This window comes from Enterococcus sp. DIV0876, assembly GCF_050529585.1.
In the GTDB taxonomy this organism is placed as follows: Bacteria; Bacillota; Bacilli; order Lactobacillales; family Enterococcaceae; genus Enterococcus_D.
Genome location: NZ_CP172882.1, coordinates 2,651,491 through 2,664,546 on the forward strand (window position 1 = coordinate 2,651,491; position 13,056 = coordinate 2,664,546).

Sequence of the window (13,056 nt, forward strand, 5' to 3'; positions counted from 1 at the left end):
AGAGAAACAGCTTTGCGGCTGCTTCTCTTTTTTTATGCTTGTCTGATGGCTTCTTGAATTTCTTGATAGATAATCGCTACTTCATCTAAATCCGCGGCATTGGCACCGCTGGCTAATGGGTGGCCGCCGCCATGGTGGCGTTTGGCGATTTCATTGATGACAGGACCTTTAGATCGCATACGCACGCGATAGTATCCTTCCGGTTGCTCTACAAAGATCGCCCATGCCACGACATCTTCAATTTTTCCTGGTAAAGAAACGATTGCAGATGTTTCTGAATCAACAACGCCGAAAGTCTGTTGCAGTTCTTGTGAAAGAATCACTTTCCCGGCACCTATTTCATCTACTTCGATATGTTCATAGACATAACCGGAAAGCCGGGCAACTGAACGAGGAACTTGATCCATTTGACGGTTGATTTTTGGTGCATCAAAGCCATAATCCAATAAGTCTGCGGCCAAGCGCAATGTTGTCGCTGTGGTGGCAGGGTACAAAAAGCGCCCCGTATCACCGACGATTCCTGCATATAGCAATCGGGCAGCCTCTTGTGTCATTGTTAACGTTTCTTGATGCGCTGCCCAAAAAGAAGCAATCATTTCGCTGCAGCTGCTGGCTTTGGTATTGACCCACACAATATCTCCATATGGTTCGTCGTTGGGATGGTGGTCGATTTTGATGAGTTTGGCCCCTTGGTCATAACGCTGATCACTGACCCGTGGTGCATTGGCTGTATCAGTCACGATCACTAATGCGCCTTGATAATCGGCATCAGTCACGGTTTGCATTTGTGCGAGATACCCTAAACCTTCTACTGGACCGCCGACTTGATAAATGGTCTTCTCTGGGAAACTAGCCCGTAATATCTCCGCTAAGCCTACTTGAGAACCTATGGCATCTGGGTCAGGGCGCTGATGGCGATGAATAATGATCGTTTCATACGCCTTGATTGTTTGTAAGATTTCTTCTTGTACATTCATGTCTGTCACAACTTTCTCTCTTCGATTTGCCGATCGTTTTTTTCGATCCGATACCAACTATGGCCGTTCCATGACTTGGCAAACAACAATTGCTTTAGCCACCAAAGAATTTTCGATGGTCACTTCGATATCTATTTTTGCCGAACGTCTGCCCAACTCTAAAATACGGGGCTGGATGATGATCTCACTTTCTAGTTGGATCAATCGAAAATAATGCAGGTTGACTTGTTCGATCCAGCTATTTCGTCTTTGATTGAGTTGCATCGTTCGTTTGGCTGTATTGGCGATGACTTCACTCAACACACCAAAAGAAATCGTCCCCACTTCATTGACCATCTGCGGCGTGACCGCAAAACTAAAATGCGGTTGCGCCAATTTATTGCCTTCAAAATCTTGATCGATGACTTGCATCTGTCCTGAAATTTGATCAGAAATGGTATCAGATATTTGTGTTTGCCGTTGCACCATTTGCATGGCTTTCATGATATCTTGTCTAGTGACGATGCCAATCAAAGATAGATCATCTGCTACGACTGGCATGACTTCCAAGCCATCCCAAATCATTTGATGACTAGCCGAAGCCACACTCATCTCTTTTTTGACGACCCGAGGATCACGGGTCATGATCCGTTCAATGATTTGCGTATCAGGTTTTTCTAAAACGTCTTTTGCTGTAATGATACCAACGACCCGCATATTTTTATTGACTACTGGGTAACGAGAATGGTTGGTTGATTCTGAAAGCAGCTTATAGTTCTTGACGGTATCGAATGTATGCAAATACTTCGTTTTCTCCAATGGCATATAAATATCACTCACCAGCATGATGTCTTTTTTGATCAGTTGATCACTCAATGCCCGATTGATCATCGTTGCCACAGTAAATGTGTCATAAGTTGTTTGCAAAATCGGCAGCGCCAGATCATCTGCCAGCTGACAAATCTCTGGTGTCGTTTCAAAACCACCAGTGATCAATACAGCCGCACCGTCTTCTAGAGCTAGTTTGTGGACTTCATTTCGATTACCCACGATCACCAATGATCCCGGTGTAATATAGCGCTCCATCGCTGATTCTTTCATGGCACCGATCACAAACTTGTTTAAATCTTTGGTTAATCCACTCGCCCCGCCGAGAACATTGCCCTCGATGATTTGTACAACTTCTCCGAAGGTCAATTTTTCGATATGTTTCTTTAATTTTCGTTCGATACGTATCGTACCTACTCGTTGGATCGTTGACACTAAGCCAATATTTTCGGCATCTTTGATCGCACGGTAAGCCGTACCTTCACTGACGTTTAAATCTTTTGCGATTCCCCGCACTGAAATGCGATCACCAACTGGCAAATTTTCAATATGCGCTAAAATCAAATCATGTTTTGTCGCCATAACTATCCCCTATTCCTACGAACAATCTTCATGTTTAAATTGTGATCGATTCACCGATCATCAGTCCCTTTCCCACTCCTGCTGGGAGCAGTTTGATAAAATCCTGCGGGTCTTGTTTGATCAATGGAAATGTATTGTAATGAACCGGCACTGCTTTTTTGGCTTGTAACAATCCGGCAGCTGTTGCAGCATCTTGTGGACCCATTGTAAAATTGTCGCCGATCGGCAAAAAGGCAACATCAATATCAAATTGTTCACCAAGCAATGCCATATCGCCAAATAAAGCTGTATCCCCCGCATGATAAATAGTTTTGCCTTCTGCTTGAATGATGATGCCTGCGGGATTGCCCATATAAATCGTTGTCCCATCTTCTTCAATGCCTGAACTGTGATGGGCTTGAACCAATGTCACTTTACCAAAAGGAAATTCATACGCACCGCCAATATTCATACCGTGGGTTTTAGGCACACCTTTGCGGGTTGCGTATTGACACACTTCAACTACACTGATGACAGGTGCTTCATTCCGAATCGCAATATCGACCATGTCGCCGATATGGTCACTATGCCCATGCGTGATCAACACCCAATCCGTCGTTACTGTTTCCGCCTTTAGATCAGTTGCGTCATTGCCGTTGATAAAGGGATCGATCAACACCTTTTGCCCATTGTCAAAAGCAATGGTCACAACGGAGTGTCCGTGATAGGTCAATTTCATTTTGAAACGCTCCTTTCATATCCATTGATACAGTCTAATATTTTTTATTATAACAGATAAACACAGGATACCCAAAGGAGAAATTCCGAAAAAACTGAATAAACCCTCTTTTGATCATTCGTTTTCCTCAACAAAAGAAAAAGGATGTTCTCTTCTGGAAAAAGAAATGACACAGTTTTTGATAGCTGATGCTGTATGTACCATTTGTTTCATCTAAGACTTGTTGGATGAAAACAAAAAAACTGCAACGGATACAAAATAGTCAGCTGACAAGAAGCACACACGCTTTCCATCTAGCGACCTCATTTATATCCATTACAGAAAATGACGGTTTATTTACGATGACGATTTCTTTGACTCGATTCCATGATGACTGGCAAAATCACAGGACGACGTTTGGTTTGCTCGAACAAGAATCGACTCAAACGATCACGAATATCTTGTTTCAATTTGCTCCATTCAAACTCTTCATCATGCAAATGTTTTTCTACGATTTCAGCGACTATTTCGCCGCTTTCACGGATCAAATCACGACTGGCTTTGACATAGACGAAGCCGCGGGAAGTAATTTGCGGAGCTGAAACGATTTTCTTTTCTCGACGATTGATCGTCACAACAGCCACGAAGATTCCATCTTCTGATAACACTTTGCGGTCCCGTAACACGATGTTGCCAATATCACCGACACCGATTCCGTCAATCATGACGTTTTCAGCAGGAACATTGCCTGCAGCGTGCATTTCCCCTTTTTTGTATTCTAAGACATCTCCTCTTGCTGTGATGAAAATGTTCTTGGTCGGGATACCTACTTCTTGAGCCAAATCAGCATGGGCTGCCAATTGGCGGTATTCTCCTTGGATCGGAATCAGATATGTGGGTTTCATCATGTTCAACATCAACTGCAAATCATTGGGGTTGGCATGACCCGACACACGGAAATTGTCTGAGATTTGCTTGACTGTTCCACCTGCGCGATAAATCATATCTTCCGTTTTGGCAACGATCGTTTCCATCGCTGTTGTTGGTGTAGTTGTGATATAGACCAAGTCTCCTTCTTGGACTTTTAAAGACCGGTGCGTGCCATTGGCCATTTTTTGCAAAGCTCGAATCGGCTCACCCATCCGACCAGTTTCTAAAATCAGCAACTGTTCAGGCGCATATTTCTTCATTTCTTTTTGCGTGATCAATAAATCTTCCGCTGGTAATTTCAACTTACCTAATTTCATCGCTGTTTTGATGATCCGACCGAAATCTTGCCCAGTCAATACCACTTTGCGACCAGAACGAAAGGCAGCGTCTAGAACTTGTTGGACCCGTTGCAAATTGCTCGCAACACTGGCAACGATAATACGGCCTTCCCAATAACGAATGTTGTCATACACTTCGTCTTGAATGGTTAGTTCAGAAGCAACTGGTGCTGGATTCTCAGCATTAGACGATGTACTCAATAACGCCAAGACACCTTCTTTGCCGATTTCAGCCAAACGGCCAAAGTCTGTTTGATACATCGGGATCGCTGTTTGATCAAACTTGAAATCCCCTGTATAGACAATATTGCCTGCTTTAGTCTTGACACTGATCCCGACAGAATCTGGAATGGAATGCGTTGTTCTAAAGAAACTGATCGTCGCATCGCCAAAATCGATCTCAGAATGTTCATCGATCACATGGAAATCTTTAAAGCGCTTGGTCGCTTCGTTTTTATTGACTGTTAATTTAGCCAATTCGATCGTTAATTCAGTCCCAAACACGGGTACTTGAATGTTTTCTAAGAAATAAGGCAACGCACCGATTGCATCTGCATGTCCATGGGTCAAAAAGACGCCCGCTACACGGTCAGCGTTTTCTTCTAAATACGTAAAGTCAGGAATCACTGTATCGATTCCTAATAATTCATTTTCTGGATAGCGAACACCGCAATCCAGCACAAATATATCCTCTCCTACTTCAGCAATGTACATATTCTTTCCGTTCTCACGTACACCGCCAAGAGGAATGATTTTTATTGTTTCCACTTCTATTCACCTCTTATAATTTTCTCTATCTTTTCATATCCCAAGCATAAGCCGTCTTTTCTATTATACAACAAAAAAAAGAAAAGCGTGGCATTCACCACACTTTTTCTGAAATTCTTATGGTTTACACATGGACCAAATTTTGTTGGTGCAAAGCTTCTGCGATCTGCACTGAATTCCAAGCAGCCCCTTTTAGCAAGTTATCAGAAACAACCCATAAATGCAGGCCATTCGCCACATCTAAGTCTTTGCGGATTCGTCCAACGAACGTCTCTGTTTTGCCCACACTGTTCAGTGCTTGGGGATAGATTTGCTGACTTGGATCATCTTGCAGCACTGCGCCGGGTGCGTCACTGATCCACTGTTTGACCGCTGCAACGTCTGCATGTTCAGCAGTTTCAATATACACCGACTCTGAATGGCCGCTGAATACTGGGATCCGCACACAAGTTGCCGCCACTTGGATCTCATTGTCTTCCATGATCTTTTTGGTTTCGTTGATCATTTTCCATTCTTCATAGGTATAGTCATCTTCTGCGAAGACATCGATTTGCGGCAAGGCATTGAAGGCGATTGGATAATGTTTTTTGTCACTGCCCGCTGGCAAGATCTCAGGTTTTAATTCTTCTGGCTGCTTGCCCGCCAATAAATCTGCCGACTCTTGTGCCAATTCCGCCAAGGCTTTGGCTCCAGCACCAGAAACAGCTTGATAGGTGGACACGATCAACCGTTTCAATCCAACTTTTTGACGAATTGGTTCTAAAGCGACCATCATTTGAATCGTTGAACAATTTGGATTGGCGATGATTCCTTTATGGTTTTTAAGTGCATGCGCATTGACTTCTGGTACGACCAATGGCACTTCAGGATCCATACGGAAATGACTTGTGTTATCGATCACCACTGCACCGCGTTTGACAGCTTCTGGCGCGTACACTTTTGAGATACCGCCGCCGGCACTGAATAATGCAATGTCGATTCCTTCAAAAGAATCTGGGGTCAGTTCTTGAATAACGATTGGCTGATCATTGAAGAACAAGGTTTTACCAGCAGAACGTTTCGACGCCAATAAAGTGACGGTCTGAATTGGCAACGTGGTTCGTTCTAACATCTCGATCATTTTTGTTCCTACTGCGCCAGTCGCGCCGACAACTGCTATGTGATAGCCCGTACTCATCAAATCACTCCTCGAATATTCATACATTTCCCCTAGTTTATCATATCCCTAAAAAAAGAAAAGAGCTTTCTCAAAGAAGAAAGGAAAAACGCCATGAACTATCAGAATTTTCAGCAAGTATTGATTTTTTTCACAAAAAGACGCCTTTTTCAATGGATATTATTTGTCACATTCATGTGTTATAGGATATAATAGGCACAGAAGGAATTTTGGGGAAGATTCTTTCCAACGTGCATGGGGGAATTAAAAAAACCCAGTAACTTAAATGAGGCAAGATTCGTAAACGAATCTTGCCTCATTTTTATCTTATTCATTTTCAACGGCTTCTTCTTGATCAGCTTTGGCGATCACAAAACCCTTTTTATCAATAATGATGATTTCTTCTTCTTCTTGCATAAACTGTTGTAAGAGAACATTTTCAGGTTTTGCCAACGTAATTTGCTCATCTCCGGTATTAAAGATACCAATCACTCGCTGCGCACCTAATTCTCTTTCGAAAATAATCAGCCCGTCATCTTCTGAAACCCAGTTCCAATGCAATGCACCTTCTGATAGAACCTTTTGATTTTCTTTACGGATACGTATGAGATCCTTTGTAAAGTGCAATAAATCACGGTCTTGCTTTTCCTCATCCCAAATCATACATTTCCGACAATCCGGATCCATATCCCCCGTCAAACCAACCTCGTCTCCGTAATACAAACATGGCACACCTTGTTGAAGGTACATAAAAGCCATGACTTGACGCATCAAGTCTTTATCCCCCTGGGCCAATGTCAAAATCCGCGGTGTATCATGGGAGTCTAAAATATTGAACTGTACTTGATTCGTTTGCTCTCGATATAACATCAATTGATTATTTAATTCTGACACCATTTTGGTCATGCTGATTTCATCTTTCACAAAAAATTCGATGATCGCATCAGTATAGGCATAGTTCATCACCGCATGAAATTCATCACCTTGCAACCAGCGTTGAGAGGAGTGCCAAATTTCCCCCAAGATATAAAAATCATCTTTTGCACTGTCACAGACTTGACGAAATTTTTTCCAAAACGAGTGACTCACTTCATTTGCTACATCCAACCGCCAAGCATCAATATCGAACTCTTCGATCCAGTAGCGTGCAATATTCAATAAATACGCTTGGACATCTGGATTTTCTGTGTTTAATTTTGGCATATGCGGTGTAAAGGCAAAAACATCGTAGGTAATGTCATAAGCATCTTCGAAGTTTTCCCCTTCCTTATAATCCACCGGGAATTCATTGATGTGGAACCAATCTGCAAATGGTGAATCTTTGCCGTTTTTGATGACATCTAACCATTGATGAGACGTATCACCCATATGATTGAATACAGCATCCAACATCACTTTGATCCCTCGTTTGTGACACTCATCAACCAGTCGCTTAAACGTTTCATTGTCTCCGAACGCTGGATCGATCGCCAAATAATCGATGGTATCATATTTGTGATTCGAATAAGCTTCAAAAATCGGACAGAAATAGATACCATTGATACCTAAATCTACTAAGTAATCCAAATGGTCGATCACGCCTTGCAAATCACCGCCAAAGAAATCTTGTCGGTCTGGGTTCTTTGATCCCCATGGCAAAACACCTTCAGGATCATTTGACGGATCGCCATTGGCAAACCGCTCGGGGAATATTTGGTACCAGACTGTCTCTTTGACCCACTCTGGTATTTTGAAACGATCCGCTTCTTGAAAATAAGGCATGCGGAAATAATTGTTGTTCATCTCTAAATATTGTTCTTCAAATGGATAAACCCCATGGTCTCCATAAAAAACATGCAAACCATCAAAACTTTCAAGAGAAAATCCATAAGATAAGCGACGAAACTCAGCACCAACCGATACTTGCCAATAATCATGCAAGTCTGTCGACAGCACCTTCTCCATCGGGATTCTTTCTTGGTACCAAGCTTCTTTAAATAGGGTATAAGGATCACCGCACAATAACTGGACATGACGGATATCTTGGCGGGCTGTACGCAACCGGATGTGCATTTGGTCTTTTTCATACAAATAAGCAAATTCGCTTTCGGGACGATGGTAAATAGCAGTTGTATTCATAATAGTCTCCTTTTAGATTACTTTATTGCTTCTATTCTCTCACAATGCGTACACAAAAACAAGAGTTTCATGCAAACGATTGCTTTGCAAAATACTCTTGTTTTTAACAGTTTAAAAGAAATAAACGATTTGATCCTCATCTAAAAAAGCAAACGATTGCTTTAATGTATTAGTGGTAGTGGCGTTCACTTATTTTTTAATATGTCGTATTTACGCAGTAAACGAACCGCTTCACTCAAGGCATCCGTCAAACGGGTGTAATCTTCCTGCGACATTTCTGATGCCTTACTATTCAATCGTTCTTCTACTTGCTGCTTTTTCTGGATAAACAGTTGTTTGCCCGCTTCATCTAGATAGACATTGACATTGCGCCGATTCAATCCGTTGGTTTCCCGATGGACAAAACCATCTTTTTCTAAACCAGAGATCGAACGACTGATTTGCACTTTTGATGTACCGATTTGTCGTGCCAACTCGGACATCGTCAGTCCCTCGTTGCTGGAGATAATCACCAATTCCAACATTTCCATTTTGGTCAATTTTAAATCTTCTAACCCAATCTCTTCAAATAATATGTTTCCCATCAGTGAAAAAATCTCAGCAAACACTGCAATATTGAATTCTCCTAGCACTTTCCCCATCTAATTCCCTCTTTTCTATCTTTAGTTTAGTATAAATCTTGCGATTAAACAATGATAATCGTTGATTTTTGTTAACCATTATGATAGCGTGGATACAGGATGAAAAAAGTTGTGAAAACAGCAAGAAAAGAGTGACAGCATGTTAGAATTAAAAGATATCAAAAAGTATTATACGGTCGGTTCAAGCACCACAAAAGCACTAGATGGCGTTTCTGTTTCCTTCCGAAAACAAGAATTCGTTGCTATCTTAGGTCCAAGTGGTTCCGGGAAAACAACGATGCTGAATGTGATCGGCGGTCTCGACAATTACGATTCTGGCGATATGATCATCAACGGCAAATCAACGAAGTCTTTCAAAGATCGGGATTGGGATGCGTATCGAAATAACTCGATCGGTTTTGTCTTTCAAAGTTATAACTTGATCAGTCATTTAGGGATTATCGATAATGTTGAACTCGGGATGACATTGAGCGGTGTCTCAAAAGAAGAAAAAAGAGCCAAGGCTTCTGATGCACTGACACGTGTCGGACTTGCTGATCATATGCACAAAAAGCCAAATCAGCTTTCTGGCGGACAAATGCAACGGGTGGCAATCGCTCGCGCCTTAGCAAACGATCCAGATATTTTGTTATGTGACGAACCAACTGGCGCCTTGGACTCGGAAACCAGCGTTCAAATCATGGAGTTGATCCAAGCATTATCGAAAGAAAAACTCGTCATCATGGTGACCCACAATCCTGAATTGGCCAACAAATATGCTGGACGAATCATTGAATTCAAAGACGGTCAAATCGTTCATGATTCTAATCCACATATTGAAGGAAAGAAGAAAGACCAATTCCAATTGAAACATACAAAAATGAGTTTCATGACCGCATTGCGCTTATCCTTCAATAATATCCGCACCAAAAAAGGGCGGACATTTTTGACAGCCTTCGCTTCAAGTATCGGAATCATCGGGATTGCCATCGTATTGGCCTTGTCGACTGGTTTCCAGAAACAAATTGATAATACACAATCTGAGACCTTGGCCCGTTTCCCTATCACGATTTCTCAAGTCGCGACTGAACAAGATCCAACAGCGATTACGCGTACAGAAAAAGAAGAGTTTCCTACTGATAAAGAAATCACAGCCAAGTTAAGTGATGCAGATCGTGCAACCCACATCAACAACATTGATCAAGACTTTATTGATTACATCAATGATATCGATCCAGAATTAAGCAACAATATTGGTTATACACGATCGACTTCATTGAATTTATTCCGTAAAATCGATGATACGGTCGAACAAGTCAGTTTCTCGAATGCTTCTGCAGACAATGAGCAAACAAATGCCATGATGAGCGCGATGAGTACATCCACTGGTATTGGTGTCTCAACATTCCCAGAACAATTATCCGAAGGAAATGGCAATTTCTTAGAAGATAACTACGATCTATTAGACGGTAGTTATCCAAGCACAAGTACAGATGTCGTCTTGATCGTGGATGAAAACAATGTGACCAATGTCAATGCATTGATCAACCTTGGTTTTGATATCGAAGATGGCGATACCATAAACTTCGACGATGTCGTAGGTACCAAAATCGCCTTAGCTTCCAACGATGCCTACTATACAGAATTACCGACTGGTAATTTCATTCCGAATCAAGATTTAGATGCAGTTTTTGAAAATGACAGCAACAAAGAATTAACGATCAGTGGTATTTTACGTATCAAACAAAACTCTACAATGAACTTGCTTTCAACCGGGATTGCATACAGCGACACGTTGGCGCAAGAAGTCATCAAAGAAAATCAAGACTCAGCGATCGTCCAAGCACAAGAAGACAGCGATACGAATGTCATGACGAATGAACCCATTGATGACAGTACGAGAGATTCCTTGATTGCTTACCTAGGCGGCAGTGCCTTACCCAATAGCATCATGATCTATCCAAATGACTTCAATGCCAAAGAAGAAATCTTAGATTATCTTGATGCATATAACAAAGGAAAAGATAGTGAAGATCAAATCGTATATTCTGACTTAGCAGGAACAATGACGCAATTGACCGGCGGATTGATGGATGCCATCACATATGTACTGATTGCCTTTGCAGGGATTTCATTGGTAACAAGCATGATCATGATCGGTATCATCACCTATACCTCTGTCCTAGAACGAACCAAAGAAATTGGTGTCTTAAAAGCTTTGGGGGCGCGTAAAAAAGATATCACACGCGTCTTTGATGCAGAAACTTGTATCCTAGGGATTGCTTCTGGTGCTTTGGGTGTCTTGATTGCTTGGTTGGCCACTTTCCCAATCAACGCCGTCTTGTATAATATGACAGATTTAGAAAATGTTGCACAACTAAACCCTGTTCACGGATTGATTCTGATCATCGTCAGCACCGTATTGACAATGATTGGCGGACATATTCCAGCCCGTATGGCAGCCAAGAAAGATGCTGCTATCGCATTACGTGCCGATTAAGCCCTATAACCACAAAACCACACAGTAAAATTGTGTGGTTTTTTTCTATACAATTTTGAAAGATTTCACCTTTTCTAGGCATTTTCTCTTGAAATTTCCATAAATGAGGACTACAATTGTTTTGAATTTAGGTATACCTAAAAAGAATGGGTGTGAACAAATGACTGAAGAAAAAAAATTGATTAAAGCGGCCAATGGGCCTAGCTTAGAAGAAATAAATAATACTGTTGCAATTCCAAAAAACGGCAATTTCTGGCGTAACTTACTGGCTTTTTCTGGACCTGGTGCGTTGGTCGCTGTTGGGTATATGGATCCTGGTAACTGGATCACATCAATTGGCGGGGGTGCTGAATACGGCTATTTGCTCCTATCAGTGATCTTGATTTCTAGTTTGATCGCCATGTTATTGCAGTATATGGCCGCAAAGCTCGGGATCGTGACCCATATGGATCTTGCACAAGCAACCCGCAAACACACCAGCAAAGGATTGGGTTTCATTTTATGGATCGTCACTGAATTGGCGATCATGGCTACGGACATTGCCGAAGTCATCGGTGGCGCCATTGCTTTGAATCTGCTTTTCGGTATTCCTTTATTGGTTGGTGTTATTTTAACCGTTTTTGATGTTTTGCTGCTTTTATTCCTGATGAAATTGGGTTTCAGAAAAATCGAAGCAATCGTCATGACCTTGATATTGGTGATCATGGTGGTCTTTCTCTATGAAGTGGCTATCGCTCAACCTGATTTGCCAGCCGTACTGCAAGGCTTCATTCCTCAAAAGCAAGTGCTTAACCATGGACAATTGACAATGGCATTAGGTATCGTTGGGGCGACCGTGATGCCCCACAATCTTTACTTGCATTCGTCGATATCGCAATCGAGGAAAATCGATCGCCAAAATCAAGAAGAAGTTGCCACAGCAGTACGTTTTGCCACTTGGGATTCAAATATTCAACTGTCAGCAGCTTTCTTAGTCAATTGTTTATTGCTGATTTTGGGCAGCGCCCTCTTCTTTGGCCATAGCGAAGAAGTCGGCACCTTCTCAGCACTCTTTGATGCGCTGCAAGATTCAACTATCGCAGGTGCCGTGGCAAGCCCTGTACTCAGTGTATTATTCGCAGTGGCGCTATTGGCTTCTGGACAAAACTCTACCATTACAGGTACTTTGACGGGGCAAGTTGTCATGGAAGGCTTCATCCATATGAAGATTCCGACATGGGCCAGACGTTTGATCACTCGTGGCTTATCGGTCATTCCGGTTCTTTTATGTACGATTTATTTTGGCGGCAACGAACAGTCACTTGATAGCCTTTTGATTTATTCGCAAGTGTTCCTTAGCGTTGCATTACCTGTTTCCATGATTCCTCTGGTCTTGTTCACTAGTTCAAAAAAAATTATGGGTACCCGCTTCAAAAATCCATTGTGGGTAACCATTTTGGGCTGGATATGTGTCGTGGCACTGACAATCTTAAATGGTCGTTTGATCATTGATACATTGATCGACCTTTTCTAAGATAGGCAACGATTTGGAATGTCTTCCCCTCTAACTCAAAAAACAGATCC

At 42.0% G+C, this 13,056-nt stretch carries 9 protein-coding genes; 2 read left to right on the top strand and 7 right to left on the bottom strand.

Features of this window, described 5'->3' with window-relative positions; genetic code table 11:
* Window positions 1–32: 32 nt before the first annotated feature.
* The 7 genes from IGI41_RS12585 to IGI41_RS12615 form a co-directional block, all read right to left on the bottom strand.
* Entirely contained in the window at window positions 33–977 is a 945-nt protein-coding gene (locus IGI41_RS12585; protein ID WP_430612844.1) for a DHH family phosphoesterase, read from the bottom strand.
* A 57-nt stretch (window positions 978–1,034) separates the two neighbouring features.
* The gene (locus tag IGI41_RS12590) at window positions 1,035–2,366 is read right to left on the bottom strand and encodes a DRTGG domain-containing protein (protein WP_430610117.1); all 1,332 of its coding nucleotides are present in this window, start codon (window positions 2,364–2,366) and stop codon (window positions 1,035–1,037) included.
* 34 nt (window positions 2,367–2,400) lie between these two features.
* Window positions 2,401–3,084 (bottom strand): metal-dependent hydrolase, encoded by a 684-nt coding sequence (locus IGI41_RS12595; RefSeq protein ID WP_430610118.1) that lies wholly within the window; start codon window positions 3,082–3,084, stop codon window positions 2,401–2,403.
* Window positions 3,085–3,416: 332 nt separating this feature from the next.
* On the bottom strand, window positions 3,417–5,099 hold the full coding sequence (locus tag IGI41_RS12600; RefSeq protein ID WP_430610119.1) for a ribonuclease J: 1,683 nt from the start codon (window positions 5,097–5,099) through the stop codon (window positions 3,417–3,419).
* 124 nt (window positions 5,100–5,223) lie between these two features.
* Window positions 5,224–6,276: an aspartate-semialdehyde dehydrogenase gene (locus IGI41_RS12605; RefSeq protein WP_430610120.1), complete on the bottom strand. Its 1,053-nt coding sequence runs from the start codon at window positions 6,274–6,276 to the stop codon at window positions 5,224–5,226.
* A 306-nt stretch (window positions 6,277–6,582) separates the two neighbouring features.
* Complete coding sequence (locus tag IGI41_RS12610) at window positions 6,583–8,373, bottom strand: glycoside hydrolase family 13 protein (RefSeq protein ID WP_430610121.1); 1,791 nt, start codon at window positions 8,371–8,373, stop codon at window positions 6,583–6,585.
* A 185-nt stretch (window positions 8,374–8,558) separates the two neighbouring features.
* The gene (locus IGI41_RS12615) at window positions 8,559–9,014 is read right to left on the bottom strand and encodes a MarR family winged helix-turn-helix transcriptional regulator (protein ID WP_430610122.1); all 456 of its coding nucleotides are present in this window, start codon (window positions 9,012–9,014) and stop codon (window positions 8,559–8,561) included.
* 139 nt (window positions 9,015–9,153) lie between these two features.
* On the opposite strand from IGI41_RS12615, the gene IGI41_RS12620 reads away from it, so the two are divergent.
* Both IGI41_RS12620 and IGI41_RS12625 read left to right on the top strand, forming a co-directional pair.
* A complete protein-coding gene (locus tag IGI41_RS12620) occupies window positions 9,154–11,493 on the top strand; it encodes an ATP-binding cassette domain-containing protein (RefSeq protein WP_430610123.1) in 2,340 nt (779 codons plus the stop codon).
* Between the two features lie 160 nt (window positions 11,494–11,653).
* Complete coding sequence (locus IGI41_RS12625; protein WP_430610124.1) at window positions 11,654–13,006, top strand: Nramp family divalent metal transporter; 1,353 nt, start codon at window positions 11,654–11,656, stop codon at window positions 13,004–13,006.
* Window positions 13,007–13,056: the final 50 nt, after the last annotated feature.

Bases quoted from the DNA above. Each gene is read 5' to 3' on its own strand.
- IGI41_RS12625 (WP_430610124.1), top strand. From the start codon at position 11,654: ATGACTGAAGAAAAAAAATTGATTAAAGCGGCCAATGGGCCTAGCTTA.
- IGI41_RS12595 (WP_430610118.1), bottom strand. From the start codon at position 3,084: ATGAAATTGACCTATCACGGACACTCCGTTGTGACCATTGCTTTTGAC.
- IGI41_RS12605 (WP_430610120.1), bottom strand. From the start codon at position 6,276: ATGAGTACGGGCTATCACATAGCAGTTGTCGGCGCGACTGGCGCAGTA.
- IGI41_RS12610 (WP_430610121.1), bottom strand. From the start codon at position 8,373: ATGAATACAACTGCTATTTACCATCGTCCCGAAAGCGAATTTGCTTAT.
- IGI41_RS12620 (WP_430610123.1), top strand. From the start codon at position 9,154: ATGTTAGAATTAAAAGATATCAAAAAGTATTATACGGTCGGTTCAAGC.
- IGI41_RS12585 (WP_430612844.1), bottom strand. From the start codon at position 977: ATGAATGTACAAGAAGAAATCTTACAAACAATCAAGGCGTATGAAACG.
- IGI41_RS12590 (WP_430610117.1), bottom strand. From the start codon at position 2,366: ATGGCGACAAAACATGATTTGATTTTAGCGCATATTGAAAATTTGCCA.
- IGI41_RS12615 (WP_430610122.1), bottom strand. From the start codon at position 9,014: ATGGGGAAAGTGCTAGGAGAATTCAATATTGCAGTGTTTGCTGAGATT.